Origin of the sequence: Nonomuraea sp. NEAU-A123 (genome assembly GCF_018603905.1) — a bacterium.
GTDB lineage: Bacteria > Actinomycetota > Actinomycetes > Streptosporangiales > Streptosporangiaceae > Nonomuraea.
This window is the reverse complement of sequence record NZ_JAHFZZ010000015.1, coordinates 142,049-161,963: the sequence shown is the minus strand read 5'-3', so window position 1 is coordinate 161,963 and position 19,915 is coordinate 142,049. Positions and strand designations below refer to the sequence as shown.

Genomic DNA, 19,915 nt, shown 5'->3' with positions numbered 1-19,915 from the left:
ACGATGTGAAGCGGAGGAGCCTCCACTAAGCTTCACTTTATTCGGAGCTTCCTCCGTTTAGCAAGTCTCGCCCCCCGAACTCGACAGGAGACGCCGTGCAGGCCGGGTCCCGACCGCTGCGCGCCGACGCGCGCCGCAACCGCGATCGGCTGCTCGACGCCGCCGTACGCGCCTTCTCCCAAGACGGCCCCGAGGTGACGCTCGACGCGATCGCCAAGGACGCGGGCGTCGGCATCGGTACGCTTTACCGGCATTTCCCCACCCGCGAGGCGCTCGTCGAGGCCGCGTACCGCAACGAGCTCACCAGGTTGTGCGAGGCCGCGGCCAACCTCCTGCGCACCATGCCGCCCGACCAGGCCACACGCGCCTGGATGGACCGCTTCGTCGACTACATGACGACCAAGCGCGGCATGGCCGACGCGCTGCGCGCGGTCATCGCCTCCGGCGGCAATCCGTTCGCGGAGAGCCGCGACCGGCTGGTCGGCGCCATCGGGTCGCTGCTGGCGGCCGGGGCCGCCACGGGGGCCACGCGGGCGGACGTCGAGCCGGAGGACGTGCTGTCGAGCCTGGGCGGCGTGGCGCTGGTCGCCGCCGAGCACGGGCAGCGGGACAGGACGGGCCGCATGCTCAACCTGCTGATGGACGGCCTGCGCTACCGCGGCGACGCCCAGCCCTGACGCTCACTGGCCCCGTTGCGACAGGCCGGCGAGCAGCAGGTTCGCCAGGCGGCGAACCGCTGTGTCCGCTCTCTCGGGGGGAAGGGCCCGGAATGACGCGATGGCCATCAGGCCGATCCGCACGTCCTCGACCGACACATCCCGACGGACGACACCCGTGCTCCGAGCGCGCTCGACGAGCTGCTCAAGCCCTCTGGCGTGAGCGCGGCGCTGTTCGGCGAACGCGAGTCCCGCCGCGTGGGAGCCGAGCAGGGCTTCGTTCAATCCCCGGTCCAGGATCTGGCGTTCCGAGTATCGGCGAATAGTGCCGCACAACGCATGCCAGGGATCGGGGTCGTCCAGGGCGGCCCGCATCTCCGCGTCGCAGGCGGCCACCTGGTCGACGAGCACGGCGCCGATGAGATCCGACCGCGACGGGAAATGCCGATAGACCGTCGCGACGCCCAGACCGGCGCGCCGGGCGATCTCCCGCATGGGCAGTTCCAGCCCGTCCGCGGCGAACGCGGCACGTGCGACCGTCACGATGTGCTGCCGATTGTGTTCGGCGTCCATCCGAGGTTTCCGAGTCAATGTCGTCGCCGCGCCTCTCACTTCCCCGAGATCCGAAACACCCGCTCCGTTTCTCCACCTACCGTAGTGCGCGGTGTTTGTCCGCCAAGCCGGGAAGGCGATCATGTTCGCGGTGCAGTTCGACCGATTCGGTCCTCCTGATGTCCTCACTGTTGGTCTCTACCCCGAGCCGCACGCGGGTCCCGACGAGGTTCGCATCATCGTCAAAACGGCTGGGGTCTCACCGGTCGATGTCGCGCTGCGGGCCGGCCTGTCGCCGTCGGGCGAACGGATCCCCTTGCCCCACGTTCCGGGTGTCGACGCGGCCGGGGTGATTGATGAAGTCGGTACGGACGTCACTGGGTTCGCGGTCGGGGACGAGGTCTTCGGTACGGTCGACGTCTCACGGCTGGGCGGCGCGAGCGCTGAATTCGCCATGACCGAGGCGGCCGAAGCGCACGCGTCCGCCGCGCGAGGACCCAGGCAGGGGAAGATCACCCTCACTGCTTACGGCGCGTGGTGAGGGCGTCGAGCAGGCCGGGGAACGCCTCGTCCAGCTCGGCCCGGCGGAGGGCGTTCATCCGTGAGGTCCCGACGTAGTACTGGCGGATCAGGCCCGCCTCGCGCAGCACCTTGAAGTGGTGGGTGGCGGTGGACTTGGTGACCGAGATGTCGAAAGCGCCGCACTTGAGGTCCTCGTCGGCGGCGCCGAGCTGCGTGACGATGCTCCGGCGCACCGGATCGACGAGGGCCTCCAGCACCTGCTGGAGGTCGAACTGCGACACCTCTGGGTGCGGCGGCGTACGTCCCATGGGCCCCATAGTACGACACCTATCAAAGTTTGACAGTCATCGTACTTCTGCACCACAGTAGATCGCGTTCACGGCGAGCGAAGGACGGTGGCATGGCGAAGACGGTGCGGTTCCACGAGATCGGCGGGCCCGAGGTGATGCGGCTGGAGGACCTGGAGGCGGGCGAGCCGGGGTCGGGCGAGGTGCGGATCCGGGTGGACGCGATCGGGATCAACAGGGCCGAGGCGCTGTTCCGGCGCGATTGGTACATCGAGCCGGTGAAGCAGTTGCCGGGCAGGCTCGGCTCCGAGGCGGCCGGAGTGGTCGAGGCCGTCGGCCCGGACGTGACGGGGTTCGAGGAGGGGCAGACGGTCAGCACCGTGCCGGCCTTCTCGCAGAACGACTACGGCGTCTACGCCGCGCAGGCGATCGTCCCCGCGGCCGCGCTCCTGCACCGGCCCGACGGGGTGGACGCGGTGTCCGGTGCCGCGGTGTGGATGCCCTACCTCACCGCATATGGCGCGTTGGTGGAAGTGGGAGGAATGCGAGCGGGCGACGTGGTGGCGCTGACCGCCGCCTCCAGCAGCGTCGGCCTGGCCGCGATCCACACGGCGAACCGGGTGGGGGCCACGCCGATCGCCGTCACCCGCACCCGCGAGAAGAAGAAACGGCTGCTCGACGAGGGCGCGGCCGACGTGATCGTCTCCGACGAGGAGGACGTGCCGGCCAGGCTGCTGGCCCTGACCGGCGGCAAGGGAGTCGAGTACGTCTTCGACGCCGTCGCCGGGCCGGGCGTGACCGACCTGGCGCGGGCGGTGGCCCCCGGCGGCACGCTCTTCCTGTACGGGGCGCTGAGCGGGCAGCCGACCCCTTATCCGGGGTTCGACCTGGGCATGCCCGCGCTGAACGTGCGGACGTACACGGTGTTGGAGACCACGAAGGACCCACGGCGGCTACGTCGCGCCGAGGCGTTCGTCGCCTCGGGCCTTCGCGCCGGAGCCTTCCGGCCGGTGGTGGATCGCCTGTTTCCGCTGGAGGAGATCGTGCGGGCTCACCAGCACATGGAGTCCAACACCCAATTCGGCAAGATCGTGGTCACCGTGACCCACTGACAACCGCGCGGGACGGCGCCGATATCCTTCAAGCTTATTACTGACCTATCAACCGGCATTCCCCATAATCGCGAATTCAGCCAGAGAGTTTTATAGGCCAACTGCCTCCAGGGCAGAACCGCTGCTTTGCCCCGCGTATCTTGTTTCCGCCGCCCTTGGCGTGGACATATCACCGGTGATCGCAAGCGGAGGGAGGCAAATGTATGACGAAGTCTTCCCCGGATCAGAGTCCTCCTGGTGCTGACAGGGCTGGTCGTCGCCGTCGCGGCCTGCGTAGCCGACAGCGCCGTTCAAATCATGGGCCCTGATCCGGTAATCATCGTGCATGATTTCTCATACGGTATGCAAATGCGGCTGGATGCCACCTTGGCCTACGATTCACAGAGTAAATGCCTGAAACTGAACTTCCATAGCGGCCCCAGTACGATACCTGTCTGGCCCGCCGGCACTCGCCCACCGAAGTGTTTCCCGTCAGGACGGGATCACACCGTCTTCATCATCAGCCCGGATGACCCCATCTCCAGCAGCTCAGCTCGCCAGAACTAGGACCCCATGAGCGTGGCGGCGCAACTGGTGACGAGGTCCTCCGCATAGGCGGGGATCGGGCGGCCCAAGCTCTGGTGGCGGCGCACCGTGGCGTACGGCAGGTCGACCGTGGCCAGGAAAAGCTGCTCGACCTCCCGTGGCTCGCGTCTGTCCAGCCGTTCGGCCAGAGCGCGTACGGCGTTGCGGACCCGGCGGTCGCTGCGTTCCAGGCGGTCGCGGGCATCCTGCGGCCAGTTGGGTTCGTCGAAGTCCGCCGGGCCGTACAGCAGGATGTGGGCTTCGTGCGGGTGTGCCCTGCTCCAGGTGACGACGTGGCGCGCGGCGGCGGGGGCGGCCCGGGCGGCGGGCTCGGTGTTGAGTGCGGACAGGAAGCCGTCCTGGAAGCGGTCGACGGTACGCAGCCACAGGGTGGCGAGCATTGAGGAGCGGCTGGGGAAGCGGTGGTAGATCGAGCCGCTCGGCGCGCGGGCCGCGCGGGCGACCGCCGCCACGGTGACGGTGCTCGGGCCGCTCGCGGCCACCAGTTCGGCGGCCGCGTCAAGCAATCGGTCAACGTCGTGGCGAGGCGGTCGTCCCATGCCGTCGAGAGTATAGGGACAGGCTGAAGGCTTTCTGGACGCTAAATGGCCTCAGTTTTGGTCATCGCCCTGATGATCTTGGTCATGTTCGCCCGCAGGTCAGCCGCAATCCGGTGTCTCCGAAAGCATGGACGAACGTGTGTCGCCGACCTGCTCCTTCGTCTCCACGAACGGCCCATCGCCGACCAGCACCCGCCCATCGCGCACGCGTACGGCCCGCGCCTCCGAAGCGGGCCGCAGCGCGTGCCCCTCCAGGTGGACCCGGCGCCGGTGCATCTCCTCGACCCACTCTTCGGCGCAGCTCTCGTCCGCGCTCACCTCGACGGAGGGGTCCACACAGATCAGTGGGAGGTACTTCCTCTTTCTCTTCGCTTACCCCTACGACAGACGGCCCTCTCACAATCCGACAGGTGGACAGGGATAAGTCGGGCATCACATATTGGACGAGGTCGACACCCTCATGCCGGAGGTCTGTATGGACGTGCGTCTGGATCATCTCGTCTGCTGGGTCTCGGACCAGCTTCGCGCGCTCGACTTCTACGAGCAGGTCATCGGCCTGCCCGGGGTACGTGCAGAGGAGTTCAAGGATGGCAAGGCGCCATTCCCCAGCGTGCGGGTCTCCAGTGACACGATCATCGATCTGATGCCCGAGAGCGCGGCGAACCGCATCGACGAGGGCACCGGCGTCAGCGGCAGCGCCGGTCACCCGGTGAACCACTTCTGCCTGGCGCTCGGCCGCGCGGACTTCGACGCGCTCGAAGCCAGGCTCGCCCGGCACGGCGTCGAGGTCACCGGCACCGGCTCGAACTCGTTCGGCGCCAGAGGCATCGCGCCGGACGTGATCTACTTCTCCGACCTCGACGGGAACGTGATCGAGGCCCGCTACTACGAGTGAGGCCCAGTTGCCGCGGCCGGGGGAAAGTGTCGGGGCGGTTTGCTACACAAGACACCATGGGTGTGAGCGTCGACGAGTTCCTCAAGCTGCTGGACGAGTTGCCCGAGGCGCGCCTGGGCGATCACGGTGGCACCTGGGTCAGCCTCAAGGTGCGCGACAAGGGCTTCGGTTATCTGTGGGAAGAGACCGAGACCGTCGGGCTCAAGGCGACGATCGAGGAGCAGATGGCGCTGGTCGCCGAGCGGCCCGAGGTGTTCGAGATCCAGTTCACCGCCGGCCGGTTCGGGTGGGTCGTGGTGCATCTCAAGCGGATTGATGCCGACGAGCTGTTCGAGCTGGTCGCCGAGGCGTGGTGCTTGACGGCGCCCAAGGAGCTGGTCGAGCCCTTCGAGGCTGCTCACAAAATCGGGCAATAGGGCGTAAAGGTGGCAGGGGAGGCGTTAGTCTCGGGCAGCGTGACAGGTTTGGACATCGAGCTGCGCGAGTGGTGTGCGGACGACGCTCCTGCGGTGCTGCGCGCGTTCCAGGCGCCCGACATGGTCAGCCAGGCGTCTTGGCCGATCGTGTCGCTCAAGGACGCGGCGGGGTGGATCGCGGGCTGGGCCGGCGCCGGGCACGCGTTCGCCGTCACGCTCTCCGGGCAGGTCGTGGGCAACGTCGCGGTGACGGGCATCGACGGCCACGGCAACGGCTGGGTCTCCTACTGGACGGTGCCCGAGGCCAGGGGCCGGGGTGTCGCGGTGGCGGCCATGGTCGAGCTGACCCGCTGGGCCTTCCGCGAACGTGGCCTGTATCGGCTGGAGCTGGGACACCGTACGAACAACCCGGCCTCATGCCGAGTGGCGACGAAGGCAGGCTTCCGCCCGGAGGGCATCGAACGCCAGAAACTCCGCTACGACGGCCGCCGCTACGACGTCGAACGCCACGCCCGCCTCGCCACCGACTGACCCGCCACCAACCGGTTGCCCCACCACCAACCGGCCCGCGACCGACCGGCCCGGCCGCGCGACGGCCGGGGCTGTGGGGTGGGGTGTCCGCCCCCAAGTGCCTTGCGCCTGGTCATGGGTGGGCGGGCTGATCTACCCTCGGGGGGTGGACAGCGAGAGTCTGGCCGCGGCCGGCCTGCTGGCGGCGTTGAGCCGGGCGGCGGAGATCCTCGCCGAGTTACACCACCCGTTCGTCAGGAACGAGCCCTTCTCCTATTTCTTCCCGCCCGCTGGTGTCCGGACCGGGACCATGTTCACCCTCCCCGACGGCCGTGAGCTCAGCTTCACCGTCTCCATCGCGGCCGTCGACGGCGCGTTCCACGTCGATGGGGTGGTCTCCGTCGAGGGCGACGTGTTGCTGGCGCTGCCTCGCAAGACCACGTCCAGCATCCACGACGGGCTCGCGATGCTCGACGACTACGCGGGCGAGCTGGCCGCCCCGGCCGGGCGGTTCATCGACCAGCAATTGGACGAAATTGTCTAATTGTCAGACAATGATGGGCATGAAGAACGGACCTTTCGCCGTCGTCGGTGCCTCCGTGCTCTGGGGGACGGCCGGCACGGCGGGACTGCTCGTCTCGGCCGACTCCATTGCCTTGGCCGCCGCCCGGCTGGTCATCGGCGGTGCGGCGCTCGCCCTGTTCGCCTGGACGGGAGTCAGGCGCGGGCCGCTGATCACTCCCGGGTTGCTGCTGGCCGCCGTCGCCGTGGCCGCGTACCAACTGTGCTTCTTCGCCGCGGTCGCCCGTACCGGGGTGGCCATCGGTACGGTTGTCGCGATCGGCAGCGGGCCCGTCTTCACGGGGCTGCTCTCCTGGCTGCTGCACGGACAGCGGCCTAGCAGGCGGTGGGCCATGGCGACCGCCGCCGCGGTCGGCGGGTGCGCCGCGCTGATCGTCGGCGGTGGGGCGCAGGCGGGTGGGCAGATGGTGTCCGGGGTGGCGTTCGCGCTGCTCGGTGGGTTGCTGTACGCGTTCTACGCCGTCACCGCCGCTCGGGCGATCAGCGCGGGCGTGCCCTCGAACGCGGTCATGGGGGTGCTGTTCGGTGGCGCCGCCGTCATCATGCTGCCGGTCCTGCTCTGGCGGGGCACCGAGTGGCTGGCCGAGCCGCGCGGGCTGCTCGCCGCCCTGTATCTCGGTGTCGGGGCCACTGCTCTGTCCTATTTCCTGTACGGCCGGGGCCTGCGCACCACTCCAGTGGCCACGGCCGCCACGCTCGCCCTGACCGAGCCGGCCGTCGCCGCGCTGCTCGGGCTGCTGGTCCTCGGTGAGCGCCTGACTCCGGTGTCGATCGCCGGTCTCGTCCTGCTGGCGATCAGCCTGGTCGCGGTGGCCGTACCGGAAAAGGCACGTCGGGAACGACCGGCGTCCGAGAGGGCGGTGTCCGAGGGGTTGCTCGCAGAGACGCCGTTGTCTGCGAGGCCGCTGGCTGAAAGGCCGTTGGCAGAAGTGCCGCTGCCGGAGGGGCCGGGGTCGGAGGGGGCGGGGCCGGGGCGGTAGTGGGCGAAAAGGGTGTGTCCGCGACGAGGCGTTAGAGTCGCAGCCGTGACGTTGCCGCTCAGACCCGTCTCCACGGTCGGCGCGCTCGCCGACGCGCTGCGCCGCAGGGTGCTCTCCGGCGAGATCGGGCCGGGCACGGCGCTGCCCGAGCAGGAGCTTGCCGCCGCCTACGGTGTGGCCAGGCCGACGGTCCGCGAGGCGCTGGCCGTGCTGGTGCACGAAGGGCTGCTCAGGCGTGAACGTAATCGCAGTGCTTATGTCCCCGAGGTGACGATCGCGGACCTCGACGATCTCATGTACGTACGCAGACCGCTGGAGGGCCTCATGGCCACGGCGGTGGCGGGACGGCGGGTGCCGGAGGCGGAGGCGGCGCTCGCCCGCATGGGCGCGTTGCCCGCCGACGCGCCGTGGTCGGAGTCGGTGGCCGAGCACATGGCGCTGCACCAGGCGCTGATCGAGGCCGTGGGTAGCCCGCGGCTCGAACGGCTCTACGGCGCGCTCGCCGCCGAGACCCGGCTCGGCCTGGTCCGCCTGCGCGAGGTCTACGCGGACAGGGACGTGCTCGTGCACGAACACCGGGCCCTGCTCGACGCGATCGCCACCGGTCCCGCCGATACGGCACAGGCCGCGGTAGCCGCCCACCTGAGCCACTCATGGGGCGACGGCACCTCTCTTGACGGCCGCTCCTGAGCCCTCCCCGGGCGCGGCCCAACCCCCAGAAGGCCGCTCCTGGCGCTGCCCAACCCCCAGAAGGCCGCTCCTGACCCCTTCCCGGGCGCTGCCCGAGCCCCCCTTGAAGGCCGTTCCCGAGTCTCTCGCGAGGTCGCGTCCGGGCCTGTCCTGACCTCCTGCTGAGCGACTTTCGCGAGGGAGATCCGCACCCATAATCGCGAACCCTTGCGGGGGAACCCCAGAACTCGCAAGAATCGCGGCCATGCACGGCAACGCGATGCCGGACTCCTACGTGTATGTCACGGAAGAGGGCGTAACCCGTCACTATGCGGACGGGAGCGTCGAAGCCCTTGCGTGGGAGGACGTGGTCGAGGTCCGTGTGGTGACCGAGTCGGGAGAGGACGTCCTCTACATCCTGCTCGACCGCGACGGCGAGGGCTGCGTAGTGCCCAGGTCGGCCACCGACGCCACGTTTCTCGCCCGCCTCCGCTACCTACCCGACTTCGATCTTGACCGCCTGAACCTCGCCGCCGAGTCGGCGCATGACGGGGTCGTGGTCGTCTGGCGGAGCCCCGACCCGCCGTCCGCTTTGCCGGATCTGGAATATGACTAGCCACTTCATATTCCAGAAACCCGCTGAAATCCGGCCATAAACTTCACGTTTGCCGACTCGCCGGTTGGCACTTTTGGATCGTTCCGTCAACCCCTCGGCCATCCCTAGATCCGTCCGGTTGTGGACATTTGACGGTATTTCCCAGGCTGGAGTGGATCTTTACTCTTTAGTGGGGGCCGCCGCCCTTGAAGGTGCATGGGGGACTTGTCAACCCATGAGGTTCAAGGAACGTCATGTTACTGCGGTGCACAGAGTCTTCAGGGTGGTGCTATGAGGGTGGGGACCGGGGAGTCCGACGTTGTGCTCCTCGAAGCCGTATCACGCCATGCGTCGAGCATCTGGACGCGGGCGTATTTACGGCTTCTTTGGGGAGGCGACATGGCGTGCGCGCTGATCGCGTGCGTCTGCGTGCTGAGTATCCGTCTCTCGTCCGGCGCGTACGTTCCGCTGGCCGAGTTCCTTCTGGGGGTCTGCCTGATCATCGGCTGGCCCCTGGCGCTGACGATGGGAGGCGCATACCGTCAGCGCGCGCACGGCGAGGGCACTGAGGAGTTCAGGGCCGTCTTCAACGGTGGCGTCGGGTTGATGGCCGCCGTCGCGATCGGCGCCTACGCCACGCAGACCGTCGTCGCGCGCAGCTTCGTGATGGCGATGCTGCCGCTGGCGCTCCTGTCCACGTTGTACTTTCGCTACAAGATGCGAAAACGGCTGCACAGCCGGAGAGTCGTCGGCGAGTACATGCGCCAGGTCATCGCCGTCGGCCATCGCGAATCCATCCTTGACCTGATCATGCAGTTCCGCCGTCAGCCGTACCACGGGATGATGGTCGTCGGCGCCTGCCTGCCGCCGGACCGAATGGACGCCGATCTCGACGGCGTCCCCGTGCTGGGCTCGTTCGGCGACGTCGCCGAGGTGGTGGAGCGGACGCGAGCCGACGCGGTCGCCGTCACCGCCTGCCCGGAGTTCGACGGGTCGGCGCTGCGGCGGCTGGCCTGGAGCCTGGAGACCGCGCGCACCGACTTGTTCGTCGCGCCGGCGCTCATGGAGGTCGCGGGCCCGCGGATCAGCATCAGGCCGGTGGCGGGGATGCCGCTGCTGCACGTGGGGCATCCCGAGTTCGACGGCACCAAGCAGCTCGTCAAGACCGTCTTCGACCGGCTCGTAGCGGGGGCCGCGTTGCTGCTCATGTCCGTGCCGCTGCTGGCGATCGTGCTGCTGATCCGCCTGACCAGCCATGGCCCCGCGCTGTTCACCCAGACCAGGGTCGGCAAACGCGGCAGAGAATTCCGTGTCCTGAAATTTCGGACCATGGTGAAGGACGCCGAGAAGCTCAAAGACACCCTCCTCGATGCCAACGAACTCGACGGGGTGCTCTTCAAGATTAGGAACGATCCAAGAATCACCCCGGTAGGCGCTTTCCTCCGTAAATACTCGCTGGACGAGCTCCCTCAGTTGTTCAACGTGATGCGCGGTGACATGTCGCTGGTCGGTCCCCGGCCGCCGCTGCCGGAGGAGGTCGCCAAGTACGGCAGCGACGTACGCCGCCGCCTGGTCGTCAAACCGGGCATGACCGGACTCTGGCAGGTCAGCGGCCGCTCGAACCTGACCTGGGAGGAGTCCGTACGCCTCGACCTGCGCTACGTGGAGAACTGGTCCCTCATCCTCGACCTGCAGATCCTGTGGAAGACCTGGTCCGTCGTCACCCGTGGAGAAGGGGCTTACTAGCGGTGAAAGCACTCGTGCTCGCCGGAGGGTCGGGCACTCGGCTACGGCCCATCACCCACACCTCGGCCAAGCAGCTCGTCCCCGTCGCCAACAAACCGGTGCTGTTCTACGGCCTGGAGGCGATCGCCGAGGCGGGGATCAGGGAGCTCGGCCTGGTCGTCGGCGACACGCACGCCGAGATCGAGGCGGCCGTCGGCGACGGTTCCGCGTTCGGCCTGCAGGTGACCTACCTGCGCCAGGAGGCGCCGCTGGGCCTGGCCCACGGCGTGCTGATCGCCCGTGACTTCCTCGGTGACGACGACTTCGTCATGTACCTGGGCGACAACTTCATCGTGGGCGGCATCAGCGGCCTTGTGGACAGGTTCGTCAGGGAGCGGCCCACCGCCCAGATCATGCTCACCAAGGTCGGCGATCCGCGCCAGTTCGGGGTCGCCGAGCTCGACGCGGCCGGCCGGGTGGTCGGCCTGGAGGAGAAGCCCGTCCGGCCCAAGAGCGACCTCGCGCTGGTCGGCGTCTACCTCTTCAGCCAGGCCATTCACGCCGCCGTGGCCGAGCTCAAGCCGTCGTGGCGGGGCGAGCTGGAGATCACCGACGCGATCCAGTGGCTGATCGAGGCGAACCTACGCGTCGAGTCGTCGGTGATCTCCGGTTACTGGAAGGACACCGGCAACGTCACCGACATGCTCGAGGTGAACCGGCTCGTGCTGGAGTCGCTAGACCGCCGGGTGAGCGGCCTGGTGGACCAGGCCAGCGAGCTGATCGGGCGGGTCGTGGTGGAGCCGGGGGCCGTGGTCGAGCGCTCGCGCGTCGTCGGCCCGGTGATCATCGGCCCCGGCGCGCGCATCCAGGACAGCTACGTGGGCCCGTTCACCTCGATCGGAGCCGACTGCGCGATCGTCCGCAGCGAGATCGAGTACTCGATCGTGCTGCCCAGGGCCTCCATCCAGGGGGTCGGCCGGATCGAGTCGTCGCTGATCGGCCACGACGTCGAGGTCACCCCTGCCCCAGACACCCCCAAAGCCCACCGTCTAGTGCTGGGCGATCACAGCAAGGTGCAGATCAGTTCATGAGAAGGATCCTGGTGACAGGCGGGGCGGGCTTCATCGGCTCGCACTTCGTCCACGGGTTGGCCGACGCGGATGTGACCGTGCTCGACAAGCTCACGTACGCGGGCAACCGGGCCAACCTCGAAGGGGCGCCGCACACGTTCGTCCACGGCGACATCTGCGACGCCGGGCTGCTCGGCGAGGTGGTGCCCGGCCACGACCTGGTGGTCAACTTCGCCGCGGAGTCGCACGTCGACCGGTCGATCGAGGGCCCGGCGGAGTTCGTGCGCACCAACGTGCTCGGCACCCAGACGCTCATGCAGGCGTGCCTGGACGCCGGTGTCCCGAAGGTGGTGCACGTGTCGACCGACGAGGTCTACGGGTCCATCGACCGCGGCTCGTGGGACGAGTCCGCGCCGGTCCAGCCGCGCTCGCCGTACGCCGCGGCCAAAGCGGGCGGTGACCTGGTCGCCCGCGCGTACGCGATCACGTACGGCCTCGACGTGTCGATCACCCGGTGCGGCAACAACTACGGGCCCAGGCAGTACCCGGAGAAGGTCATCCCGCTGTTCATCACGAACCTGCTGCGCGGCGAGCGGGTGCCGCTCTACGGCGACGGCGGGAACGTCCGCGACTGGATCCACGTCCGCGACCACTGCGCGGGCATCCGCCTGGTGGCCGAGAAGGGCGAGCCGGGCGAGGTCTACCACATCGCGGGCACAGCCGAGCTGACCAACAAGGAGCTGACCGCCCGGCTGCTGGAGGCGTGCGGCCGGGACTGGAGCATGGTCGAGCCCGTCGCGGACCGCAAGGGCCACGACCGCCGCTACTCGCTCGACGACAGCAAGCTGCGCGGGCTGGGCTACCGCCCGGAGATCGCGTTCGAGCAGGGGCTGAAGGACACGGTCAGCTGGTACACGAACAACACGGCGTGGTGGGGGGCGAGCCGGTAGTTGAAGCAGAACACCTGGGTGACCCCCGCACTCTGGGCGTTGCTGTCGCCGTTCGCCGGCTGGGCGGTGCTCCGCGTGACCGGCTGGGAGCCCAAGTTCAGGTGGTCCCAGCTCGTGTCGTTCACCCCGTACGCCGCCGCGGGCTCGCTGGTGCCGCTGGCGTTCGCCCTGGCGGTGCGCAACCGGCCCGCCACGTTGGCCGCGCTGGTGGTGGGCGGGATGCTGGCCTCGGTCGTGCTGCCCCGCGCGGTGCCGCAGGGCGTCCCCGAGACGGACGGGCAGCCGCTCCGCGTGATGACCGCGAACGTGCTCCGGGGCTCGGTGCCCGCCGAGGCCCTGATCGGCGCGGTCGAACGGAACCGTCCCGACGTGCTCACCCTGCAGGAGTTCACCCCGTACCTGGCGGCGCGGCTGGAGGAGGCCGGTCTCGGCACCCTGCTGCCCTATCACCTGGAACAGCTCGGCACGGCCATCTACTCGCGCCTGCCGCTGCGTCCGGGAATCGGCTTCGACGCGGACCAGTGGCAGCACGTCGGCGGCGTGCTCACCCTGCCGGACGGTTCGGAGGTGGACATCGTCGGCGTGCACGCCTGCGCGCCCTCCGCCGGCTGGCTGGCGGGGTGCTGGGCGCAGAGCATCCAGGTCCTGCCACCCGCGAGGCCGGCGAAGCGGCCGCGTGTCCTGGCCGGTGATTTCAACTCCACGCTCGACCACGCGGTGCTGCGGGAGCTGATCGCCACCGGCTATCAGGACGCCGCGTCCGTCACCGGAAAGGGGCTCGCCATGACCTGGCCGTACAACGGGCGGTCCGTCCTCATCCCCAAAGTGGCCATCGACCACGTGCTTGCGTCCGAGGGGGTGGCGGTGCGCGCGTTCGAGACGCTCGCCCTCCCGCGTACCGACCATCGCGCGACGGTCACGGACCTGGTGCTGAGGCGGGGCGCATGAGGTGGATGATCACCGGTGCGGGCGGCATGCTCGGCACCGACCTGACGGAGTTGCTCCGGGTGACGCCCGGGATGTGGGTCGTCCCGTTCGCCCGGTCCGAGCTGGATCTGCGCGATGCCGACGCGGTGGCCTGGGCGGTACGCGCGGCCAGGCCCGACGTGGTGGTCAACTGCGGCGCGTGGACGGACGTCGACCAGGCCGAGACGCGCGAGCAGGAGGCGCTGGCGATCAACGGGACGGCCGTGTCCGTCCTCGCCCGGGTCGCCGCCGAGCTGGGCGCCCGGCTGATCCAGCTCTCCACCGACTACGTCTTCGACGGCTCCGGGCACGACCCGTACCGGGAGACCGCGCTGACGGGCCCCATCAACGCCTACGGGCGGACCAAGCTCGCGGGCGAGCGCGCGGCTCTGGAACACGGCCATCACGTGGTGCGTACGGCCTGGCTCTACGGCGCCCACGGCCGCAGCTTCGCCCGCACGATGGTCGGCCTCGAAAGCGCCCGGCAGACCGTTTCCGTGGTCGACGACCAGTTCGGCCAGCCCACCTGGACCGGCGACCTGGCCGAGCGGATCGTCCGGCTCGGCCGGGCGGACGCCCCGCCCGGCGTCTATCACGGGACGAGCGCGGGACGGACGACCTGGTACGACTACGCGCGAGAGATCTTCACCCTGCTCGGGGCCGATCCCGGCAGGGTCGAGCCCATGCCGAGCACAGCCCTGTGCCGGCCCGCCCCCCGCCCCGCCAACAGCCTGCTGGGGCACGGGAACTGGCGGGCCGCCGGGCTGCCGCCGATGCGCGACTGGTCCACCGCCTTACACGAGGCCTGGCCGGCTCTGCTGACCTCCTGGAGCGCTCGCGTAGTGAGCCAGGCAGTCGGCGTAGGAGGGGAGTAGACCGTGTTCGACGGCTTCCGCCAGCGTGGGCGCCGCGGCGTCCTTGTCCGCGAGGATCGGCTCGATGCCCTCCGGCCAGACGATGCCGAGTGCCGGGTCCAGCGGGTGGATGCCGTGTTCGCGCTGGGGGGCGTACGAGGTGGAGCAGAGATAGACCACGGTGGCCGATTCGCTGAGCGTGAAGAACGCGTGGCCGAGCCCTTCGGCCAGGTAGACCGCCTGCCGCGAGACGTCGTCCAGCCGTGCCGCCGCCCAGCGGCCGAAGGTGGGCGAGCCGGTTCTGAGGTCCACCGCGACGTCGAGCACGCTTCCGGAGACGCACGTGACGTACTTGGCCTGGCCGGGAGGCACGTCCGCGTAGTGCACGCCGCGCAGCACGCCTCTGGTCGAGACCGAGCAGTTGGCCTGGGCGAGCTCCAGCGGGCGGTCGAGCTCGTCGTTCCTGAACCATTCGAGGAACGCCCCACGCCGATCCGTATGGATACGTGGGCTGAACAGCCAGGCGCCGTCGAAACCGAGGGGATCCATGGAGCGGATCCTGACATAGCGGGAACGTTCCTACCAGAGTGTGTAACGCGTGAGATGGCAGTCGCGAAATGCCAGTTGATTGAGGCATGTGATCCTGAGCGGGGTCAGGGTCGACATCGTCCCCATCAGTACGTTTCCGGGAGCCAGCAACCCATCCCGCCCCACGCACGTCCTCGCAAGACCTACGAGGGGAGATCGGTTCGACTCGCACCATGCACGTGTAGGGGGCAAGACCAGATGACCACGGTATTCACCGGCAGCACGATGAACGACGAGGCACGACGCGAGAGGATCTTCCAGGGCGACGTCTTCGTCTACGCGGCCTCGCCCGCGTCCCGCGAGCTCGTGTCCTTCGCCCGCGAACTGGTCGCCGAGACGTTCGGCGGCATGAACCCCACCACCGCCCAGCACAGCCTGCCGGTCGAACGCTTCGCCGCGCTGCTGGCCGATGTCAAGCCGCGCTTCATCCACCATCCGAGGTGCAAGGAGATCATCGCCGTCCTGCTGGACGAGCTGGGGTTCGCGCCGGGCGAGACCTACTTCGACGTGCCGCGCCTGCGGACCTCGACCTCCGACGGCTACCTCGACTCGGGCATCTCCTACGCCTACCACGCGCATCGCGACTGCTGGTACGCGGCGCCGTTCAACCAGGTGAACTGGTGGATCCCCGTCTACGACGTGGTGCCGGAGAACGTGTTCGCCCTGCACCCGGAGTACTTCGACCGGGCCGTGCGCAACGGCAGCGGCCGCTACGACTACGCGTCGTGGGTCAGGACGGAGCGCCCGTCGGCGGCCCAGCACATCTACAGCGACACGCGCGAGCAGCCGAAGCCGGAAGAGGACCTCGACCTGTCCGGCGAGCTCAGAATCGTCACGGAGCCGGGCGGGGTGCTCCTCTTCTCGGGCGCCCAACTGCACTCGACCGTGCGCAACACGTCGGGCGTGACGCGCTTCAGCATCGACTTCCGCACCGTCCACATCGACGACGTCACCTCACGCAAGGGCGCGCCCAACGTGGACGCGACGTGCCTGGGCACCACCCTGCGCGACTTCATGCGGGCCAAGGACCTGGCCCGCATCCCGGAGGAGCTGTCGGCGGAGTACGAGAGGGAGGCCAAGGCTCACTTGGAGCGAGCCAACGGCGCAAAAGCTGATATTTCGCACTGATCAGGGTCGTTTCACTAATCGGGAGGGGATCATGTCTCGTCGGAATGAGCGCGGAAGAGGTCGAAGCCGGTGACCCGTTGCCGGCTCTGCGGCTCGGCCGAACTGGCGAGCGTGGTCGACCTCGGCGCCACGCCGCCCTGCGAGCTGTTCCTCACCCGGGAGCGGCTCGACGAGCCCGAACTCACCTACCCCCTGCACCTGCGGGTCTGCACGAGCTGCTGGCTCGCCCAGCTCCCGCCGCTGATCCAGCCGGAGGAGACGTTCACGGAGTACGCGTACTTCTCCTCCTTCTCCACCTCCTGGGTGGAGCACGCCCGGGAGTTCGTGGAGGCGGCCGTGGACCGGTTCGCGCCCGGCTTCGTGGTCGAGGTCGCCAGCAACGACGGGTACCTGCTGCAGCACGTGGCCGGCCGGGGAGTGCGCTGCCTGGGCATCGAGCCGTCGGCCAACGTGGGCCAGGCGGCCAGGGACAAGGGCATTCCCACCCGTACCGCGTTCCTCGACCCGGAGACCGGCGCGGCGGTCCGCGCCGAGCACGGTCCGGCCGATCTGGTCGTGGCCAACAACGTGTACGCGCACATCCCCGACGTCGTCGGCTTCACCCAGGGGCTGCGCGCGCTCGTCGCCGACGACGGGTGGGTCTCCATCGAGGTGCAGCACCTGCTCACGCTCGTGGAGCTGAACCAGTACGACACGATCTACCACGAGCACTTCCAGTACTACACGGTCGCCGCCGCGCGGCGGGCGCTGGCCACGGGCGGCCTGGCGCTGGTCGACGTGGAGCTGCTGCCGACGCACGGCGGCTCGATCCGGCTCTGGGCCCGGCCCGAGGAGGCGGGCGGTGAGCCCACCGAGCGGGTGGCCGACGTGCTGGCCAGGGAGAAGGGGGCCGGGCTCGACGAGCTGGCCGGGTACGCGGAGTTCGCCGCGCGGGTGGCCAAGGTCCGGCGTGACCTGCTCCGCTTCCTCATCGACGCGGCCGAGGCGGGCAAGACCGTGGCCGGCTACGGCGCTCCGGGGAAGGGCAACACGCTGCTCAACCACTGCGGCATCCGCGAGGACCTGCTGGCGTACACGGTGGACCGCAACCCGTACAAGCACGGCAGGTTCACCCCGGGCACCCGCATCCCCATCCTGCCGCCCGAGCGGCTCGCCGAGGACCGGCCGGACTACGTGCTGGTGCTCCCGTGGAACCTGCGAGAGGAGCTCACCGAACAGCTCTCCTACGTCCGCGAGTGGGGCGGGCAACTGGTCTTTCCCATCCCGAGTCTGGAGATCGTGCCATGAAGGTCGTGCTCTTCTGCGGCGGGTACGGCACGCGGATGCGTACCGGCGCTCCGGGCGAGGTCCCCAAGCCCATGCAGCTCGTCGGTCCCCGGCCGCTCATCTGGCATGTGATGCGCTATTACGCGCACTTCGGGCACACCGAGTTCATCCTGTGCCTGGGGTACGGCGCGCAGCACATCACGGAGTTCTTCCTCGACTACAGGGAGACCGTCTCCAACGACTTCCGGCTGCACGGCAGCCGGGTGGAGCTGCTGTCGCAGGACATCTCCGACTGGTCGATCTCCTTCGTGCAGACCGGCATCCAGTCGCCGATCGGCGAGCGGTTACGCCGGGTCCGCGATCATCTGGATGGCGATGAGGTGTTCCTGGCCAACTACGCCGACGTGCTCACCGACGCGCCGCTGCCGGAGATCATCGATCGCTTCACCGCCGCCGACGTGGGCGCGTCCATGATGGTCGTGCCGCCGCCCGGCACCTTCCACTGCGTCGACGTCGACGACGACGGGCTGGCGAGGGACATCGCGCCGGTCACCCAGCTCCCCATGTGGGTCAACGGCGGATATTTCGTGCTCCGTCAGGAAATTTTCGATCACATCCCTGAAAACGGGGATCTGGTGGGGGATGGCTGCATGGAGCTGACCAAGCGCGGCCGGCTTCTGACGTACCGGCACCGCGGATACTGGCGGCCGACCGACACCGTCAACCAGCGGATCGAGCTGGACGAGGCGTACTCGCGCGGCGACAGGCCCTGGGCGCTGTGGGAGGCATGATCCGGCTGACGGCTCCGCGGATGGACCGGATCGTCGCGCTGGGCGCGCACTGCGACGACATCGCCATCGGGGCGGGCGGCACGCTGCTCACCCTCTGCGCGGGCCGTCCCGGACTACAGATCGACGCGCTGGTCCTGTCCGGCGGGGGGACCGAGCGGGAGGACGAGGAGCACGCGGCGCTCACCGCCTTCTGCCCCGGCGCCGACCTGCGGCTGACCGTGCTCAAGCTGCCCGACGGCCGGCTGCCCGCGCACTGGGAGCAGGCCAAGGAGGCGCTGGAACTGCTCCGGGCCAGGACCGACCCCGACCTGATCCTCGGCCCGCACCCGGGAGACGCCCACCAGGACCACCGGGGCCTGGCCGAGCTCGTACCCACGGCCTTCCGCGACCACCTGACGCTCGGCTACGAGATCGTCAAGTGGGACGGCGACCTCGGCCGCCCCTCCGCCTACCAGCCGCTGCGGCCGGAGGTGGCGGCGGAGAAGGTCGCCCTGCTGCGGCAGCACTACCCCTCGCAACGCCGGCGCTCCTGGTTCGACGACGAGGCCTTTCTCGGCCTCGCCCGCATCCGCGGCATCGAGTGCGGCGACAGGTACGCCGAAGCCTTCCACACCCGCAAACTGACTCTCGACCTCGCAGGAGGCTAGCCGGATATGCGTGTACTGCTGACCGGACACCAGGGCTACCTGGGCACTGTCATGTCCCCCGTACTCGCCGGGGCGGGGCACGAGGTGATCGGCCTCGACTCGGGGCTGTTCGCCGACTGCGTCCTGGGGCCCCCGCCGGACGACCCGGAGGGGCTCGCCGTGGACCTGCGCGAGGTCCCGGCCGAGGCGCTGGCGGGGTTCGACGCGGTCGTACACCTGGCCGCCCTCTCCAACGACCCGCTCGGCTCGCTGGCGCCCGAGCTGACCTACGACATCAACTACCACGCGTCCGTACGGCTGGCCCGGCTGGCCCGCGACGCGGGCGTGCGGCGCTTCCTGTACGCCTCCACCTGCTCGGTCTACGGAGCCGCGGGCGGGGACGACCTGGTCACCGAGGAGGCGCCCCTGCGTCCCGTGACCCCCTACGCCGAATCCAAGGTGCGGGTGGAGGACGAGGTGCTGAAGCTGGCCGACGCCGCCTTCTCGCCGGTCTTCCTGCGCAACGCCACGGCCTTCGGCTTCTCGCCCCGGCTGCGCGCGGACATCGTGCTCAACAACCTGGTGGGGCACGCGCACCTGTCCGGCGAGGTACGCGTGCTGTCCGACGGCACGCCGTGGCGGCCCCTGGTGCACGCGCTGGACATCGCGGAGGCGTTCGCCGCCGTTCTGACCGCGCCGCGCGAGGCCGTGCACGGCGAGGCGTTCAACGTGGGCACCGAGCAGAACAACGTCACCGTGGCCGGGATCGCCGCGACCGTGGTGGAGGCGGTGCCCGGCGCCACGCTGGCCATCACGGGGGAGACGGGGGCCGATCCGCGCTCGTACCGGGTCGACTTCTCGAAGATCCGCGCCGCGCTGCCCGGCTACGAGGCGCGCCGCTCGGTGAAGGAGGGCGCGCTCGAACTCATCGACGCCTACCGGCGCCACGGGCTGACCAGGGAGGGCTTCGAGCGCCGTTTCACCCGCCTGGCCCGGCTGTCGGACCGGCAGGCCGCGGGCACCGTCGACGATCGGCTGATGCCGTCGTGAC

At 69.3% G+C, this 19,915-nt stretch carries 26 protein-coding genes; 21 read left to right on the top strand and 5 right to left on the bottom strand.

Features of this window, described 5'->3' with window-relative positions:
• Nucleotides 1–95: 95 nt before the first annotated feature.
• Complete coding sequence (locus KLK06_RS38505) at nucleotides 96–677, top strand: TetR/AcrR family transcriptional regulator (protein WP_214640579.1); 582 nt, start codon at nucleotides 96–98, stop codon at nucleotides 675–677.
• Between the two features lie 3 nt (nucleotides 678–680).
• Here KLK06_RS38505 and KLK06_RS38500 read toward each other — a convergent pair whose 3' ends face one another.
• Nucleotides 681–1,199 (bottom strand): TetR/AcrR family transcriptional regulator, encoded by a 519-nt coding sequence (locus tag KLK06_RS38500; RefSeq protein ID WP_214640578.1) that lies wholly within the window; start codon nucleotides 1,197–1,199, stop codon nucleotides 681–683.
• A 151-nt stretch (nucleotides 1,200–1,350) separates the two neighbouring features.
• On the opposite strand from KLK06_RS38500, the gene KLK06_RS38495 reads away from it, so the two are divergent.
• Nucleotides 1,351–1,749, top strand: a complete 399-nt coding sequence (locus KLK06_RS38495) for an alcohol dehydrogenase catalytic domain-containing protein (protein ID WP_214640577.1) — start codon at nucleotides 1,351–1,353, stop codon at nucleotides 1,747–1,749.
• Here KLK06_RS38495 and KLK06_RS38490 read toward each other — a convergent pair.
• On the bottom strand, nucleotides 1,727–2,038 hold the full coding sequence (locus KLK06_RS38490; RefSeq protein ID WP_214640576.1) for a helix-turn-helix transcriptional regulator: 312 nt from the start codon (nucleotides 2,036–2,038) through the stop codon (nucleotides 1,727–1,729). The two genes, KLK06_RS38495 and KLK06_RS38490, sit on opposite strands and share 23 nt — an antisense overlap.
• A gap of 92 nt (nucleotides 2,039–2,130) precedes the next feature.
• Here KLK06_RS38490 and KLK06_RS38485 point away from each other — a divergent pair, with 92 nt between their 5' ends.
• Both KLK06_RS38485 and KLK06_RS38480 read left to right on the top strand, forming a co-directional pair.
• Nucleotides 2,131–3,129, top strand: a complete 999-nt coding sequence (locus tag KLK06_RS38485; RefSeq protein WP_214640575.1) for a zinc-dependent alcohol dehydrogenase family protein — start codon at nucleotides 2,131–2,133, stop codon at nucleotides 3,127–3,129.
• Nucleotides 3,130–3,366: 237 nt separating this feature from the next.
• Nucleotides 3,367–3,675, top strand: a complete 309-nt coding sequence (locus KLK06_RS38480) for a hypothetical protein (protein ID WP_214640574.1) — start codon at nucleotides 3,367–3,369, stop codon at nucleotides 3,673–3,675.
• Here the strand turns inward: KLK06_RS38480 and KLK06_RS38475 are convergent.
• Both KLK06_RS38475 and KLK06_RS38470 read right to left on the bottom strand, forming a co-directional pair.
• Nucleotides 3,672–4,253, bottom strand: coding sequence for a TetR/AcrR family transcriptional regulator (locus tag KLK06_RS38475; RefSeq protein ID WP_214640573.1), 582 nt, complete (start codon nucleotides 4,251–4,253; stop codon nucleotides 3,672–3,674). The genes KLK06_RS38480 and KLK06_RS38475 overlap by 4 nt on opposite strands.
• A 99-nt stretch (nucleotides 4,254–4,352) precedes the next feature.
• Nucleotides 4,353–4,589: a YciI family protein gene (locus KLK06_RS38470; RefSeq protein ID WP_214640572.1), complete on the bottom strand. Its 237-nt coding sequence runs from the start codon at nucleotides 4,587–4,589 to the stop codon at nucleotides 4,353–4,355.
• A gap of 139 nt (nucleotides 4,590–4,728) precedes the next feature.
• Between KLK06_RS38470 and KLK06_RS38465 the strand changes: the two genes are divergently transcribed.
• The 12 genes from KLK06_RS38465 (at nucleotide 4,729) to rfbD (ending at nucleotide 14,486) form a co-directional block, all read left to right on the top strand.
• On the top strand, nucleotides 4,729–5,148 hold the full coding sequence (locus tag KLK06_RS38465; protein ID WP_214640571.1) for a VOC family protein: 420 nt from the start codon (nucleotides 4,729–4,731) through the stop codon (nucleotides 5,146–5,148).
• 56 nt (nucleotides 5,149–5,204) lie between these two features.
• On the top strand, nucleotides 5,205–5,564 hold the full coding sequence (locus tag KLK06_RS38460; protein ID WP_214640570.1) for an MmcQ/YjbR family DNA-binding protein: 360 nt from the start codon (nucleotides 5,205–5,207) through the stop codon (nucleotides 5,562–5,564).
• 39 nt (nucleotides 5,565–5,603) lie between these two features.
• Nucleotides 5,604–6,095: a GNAT family protein gene (locus KLK06_RS38455; protein WP_308168643.1), complete on the top strand. Its 492-nt coding sequence runs from the start codon at nucleotides 5,604–5,606 to the stop codon at nucleotides 6,093–6,095.
• A 145-nt stretch (nucleotides 6,096–6,240) separates the two neighbouring features.
• Nucleotides 6,241–6,618: a hypothetical protein gene (locus tag KLK06_RS38450; protein ID WP_214640569.1), complete on the top strand. Its 378-nt coding sequence runs from the start codon at nucleotides 6,241–6,243 to the stop codon at nucleotides 6,616–6,618.
• A gap of 19 nt (nucleotides 6,619–6,637) precedes the next feature.
• A complete protein-coding gene (locus KLK06_RS38445; RefSeq protein ID WP_214640568.1) occupies nucleotides 6,638–7,636 on the top strand; it encodes a DMT family transporter in 999 nt (332 codons plus the stop codon).
• Between the two features lie 45 nt (nucleotides 7,637–7,681).
• Nucleotides 7,682–8,326 (top strand): GntR family transcriptional regulator, encoded by a 645-nt coding sequence (locus KLK06_RS38440; RefSeq protein WP_214640567.1) that lies wholly within the window; start codon nucleotides 7,682–7,684, stop codon nucleotides 8,324–8,326.
• A gap of 244 nt (nucleotides 8,327–8,570) precedes the next feature.
• Complete coding sequence (locus KLK06_RS38435) at nucleotides 8,571–8,921, top strand: hypothetical protein (RefSeq protein WP_214640566.1); 351 nt, start codon at nucleotides 8,571–8,573, stop codon at nucleotides 8,919–8,921.
• A gap of 378 nt (nucleotides 8,922–9,299) precedes the next feature.
• The gene (locus KLK06_RS38430; protein ID WP_250906660.1) at nucleotides 9,300–10,646 is read left to right on the top strand and encodes a sugar transferase; all 1,347 of its coding nucleotides are present in this window, start codon (nucleotides 9,300–9,302) and stop codon (nucleotides 10,644–10,646) included.
• A gap of 2 nt (nucleotides 10,647–10,648) precedes the next feature.
• Nucleotides 10,649–11,716, top strand: a complete 1,068-nt coding sequence (locus KLK06_RS38425; protein WP_214640564.1) for a glucose-1-phosphate thymidylyltransferase — start codon at nucleotides 10,649–10,651, stop codon at nucleotides 11,714–11,716.
• Complete coding sequence (gene rfbB, locus KLK06_RS38420) at nucleotides 11,713–12,645, top strand: dTDP-glucose 4,6-dehydratase (protein ID WP_214640563.1); 933 nt, start codon at nucleotides 11,713–11,715, stop codon at nucleotides 12,643–12,645. The genes KLK06_RS38425 and rfbB overlap by 4 nt, the downstream gene beginning before the upstream one ends.
• A gap of 18 nt (nucleotides 12,646–12,663) precedes the next feature.
• Nucleotides 12,664–13,593 (top strand): endonuclease/exonuclease/phosphatase family protein, encoded by a 930-nt coding sequence (locus tag KLK06_RS38415; protein ID WP_214640562.1) that lies wholly within the window; start codon nucleotides 12,664–12,666, stop codon nucleotides 13,591–13,593.
• The gene (rfbD, locus tag KLK06_RS38410) at nucleotides 13,590–14,486 is read left to right on the top strand and encodes a dTDP-4-dehydrorhamnose reductase (protein WP_214640561.1); all 897 of its coding nucleotides are present in this window, start codon (nucleotides 13,590–13,592) and stop codon (nucleotides 14,484–14,486) included. The genes KLK06_RS38415 and rfbD overlap by 4 nt, the downstream gene beginning before the upstream one ends.
• Here the strand turns inward: rfbD and KLK06_RS38405 are convergent.
• Nucleotides 14,406–15,014: a dTDP-4-dehydrorhamnose 3,5-epimerase family protein gene (locus tag KLK06_RS38405; RefSeq protein ID WP_214640560.1), complete on the bottom strand. Its 609-nt coding sequence runs from the start codon at nucleotides 15,012–15,014 to the stop codon at nucleotides 14,406–14,408. The two genes, rfbD and KLK06_RS38405, sit on opposite strands and share 81 nt — an antisense overlap.
• A 237-nt stretch (nucleotides 15,015–15,251) precedes the next feature.
• On the opposite strand from KLK06_RS38405, the gene KLK06_RS38400 reads away from it, so the two are divergent.
• The 5 genes from KLK06_RS38400 (at nucleotide 15,252) to KLK06_RS38380 (ending at nucleotide 19,914) form a co-directional block, all read left to right on the top strand.
• On the top strand, nucleotides 15,252–16,181 hold the full coding sequence (locus KLK06_RS38400) for a hypothetical protein (RefSeq protein ID WP_214640559.1): 930 nt from the start codon (nucleotides 15,252–15,254) through the stop codon (nucleotides 16,179–16,181).
• A 69-nt stretch (nucleotides 16,182–16,250) separates the two neighbouring features.
• A complete protein-coding gene (locus tag KLK06_RS38395; protein WP_214640558.1) occupies nucleotides 16,251–17,468 on the top strand; it encodes a class I SAM-dependent methyltransferase in 1,218 nt (405 codons plus the stop codon).
• Entirely contained in the window at nucleotides 17,465–18,238 is a 774-nt protein-coding gene (locus tag KLK06_RS38390) for a glucose-1-phosphate cytidylyltransferase (RefSeq protein ID WP_214640557.1), read from the top strand. The genes KLK06_RS38395 and KLK06_RS38390 overlap by 4 nt, the downstream gene beginning before the upstream one ends.
• The gene (locus KLK06_RS38385) at nucleotides 18,235–18,885 is read left to right on the top strand and encodes a PIG-L deacetylase family protein (RefSeq protein WP_214640556.1); all 651 of its coding nucleotides are present in this window, start codon (nucleotides 18,235–18,237) and stop codon (nucleotides 18,883–18,885) included. The genes KLK06_RS38390 and KLK06_RS38385 overlap by 4 nt, the downstream gene beginning before the upstream one ends.
• 6 nt (nucleotides 18,886–18,891) lie before the next feature.
• Entirely contained in the window at nucleotides 18,892–19,914 is a 1,023-nt protein-coding gene (locus KLK06_RS38380; protein WP_214640555.1) for an NAD(P)-dependent oxidoreductase, read from the top strand.
• Nucleotide 19,915: the final 1 nt, after the last annotated feature.

Coding starts and splice junctions, on each gene's coding strand:
- KLK06_RS38465 (WP_214640571.1), top strand. CDS start 4,729: ATGGACGTGCGTCTGGATCATCTCGTCTGCTGGGTCTCGGACCAGCTT.
- rfbD (WP_214640561.1), top strand. CDS start 13,590: ATGAGGTGGATGATCACCGGTGCGGGCGGCATGCTCGGCACCGACCTG.
- KLK06_RS38390 (WP_214640557.1), top strand. CDS start 17,465: ATGAAGGTCGTGCTCTTCTGCGGCGGGTACGGCACGCGGATGCGTACC.
- rfbB (WP_214640563.1), top strand. CDS start 11,713: ATGAGAAGGATCCTGGTGACAGGCGGGGCGGGCTTCATCGGCTCGCAC.
- KLK06_RS38460 (WP_214640570.1), top strand. CDS start 5,205: ATGGGTGTGAGCGTCGACGAGTTCCTCAAGCTGCTGGACGAGTTGCCC.
- KLK06_RS38400 (WP_214640559.1), top strand. CDS start 15,252: ATGACCACGGTATTCACCGGCAGCACGATGAACGACGAGGCACGACGC.
- KLK06_RS38435 (WP_214640566.1), top strand. CDS start 8,571: ATGCACGGCAACGCGATGCCGGACTCCTACGTGTATGTCACGGAAGAG.
- KLK06_RS38475 (WP_214640573.1), bottom strand. CDS start 4,253: ATGGGACGACCGCCTCGCCACGACGTTGACCGATTGCTTGACGCGGCC.
- KLK06_RS38445 (WP_214640568.1), top strand. CDS start 6,638: ATGAAGAACGGACCTTTCGCCGTCGTCGGTGCCTCCGTGCTCTGGGGG.
- KLK06_RS38490 (WP_214640576.1), bottom strand. CDS start 2,038: ATGGGACGTACGCCGCCGCACCCAGAGGTGTCGCAGTTCGACCTCCAG.
- KLK06_RS38405 (WP_214640560.1), bottom strand. CDS start 15,014: ATGGATCCCCTCGGTTTCGACGGCGCCTGGCTGTTCAGCCCACGTATC.
- KLK06_RS38495 (WP_214640577.1), top strand. CDS start 1,351: ATGTTCGCGGTGCAGTTCGACCGATTCGGTCCTCCTGATGTCCTCACT.
- KLK06_RS38430 (WP_250906660.1), top strand. CDS start 9,300: ATGGCGTGCGCGCTGATCGCGTGCGTCTGCGTGCTGAGTATCCGTCTC.
- KLK06_RS38380 (WP_214640555.1), top strand. CDS start 18,892: ATGCGTGTACTGCTGACCGGACACCAGGGCTACCTGGGCACTGTCATG.
- KLK06_RS38485 (WP_214640575.1), top strand. CDS start 2,131: ATGGCGAAGACGGTGCGGTTCCACGAGATCGGCGGGCCCGAGGTGATG.
- KLK06_RS38385 (WP_214640556.1), top strand. CDS start 18,235: ATGATCCGGCTGACGGCTCCGCGGATGGACCGGATCGTCGCGCTGGGC.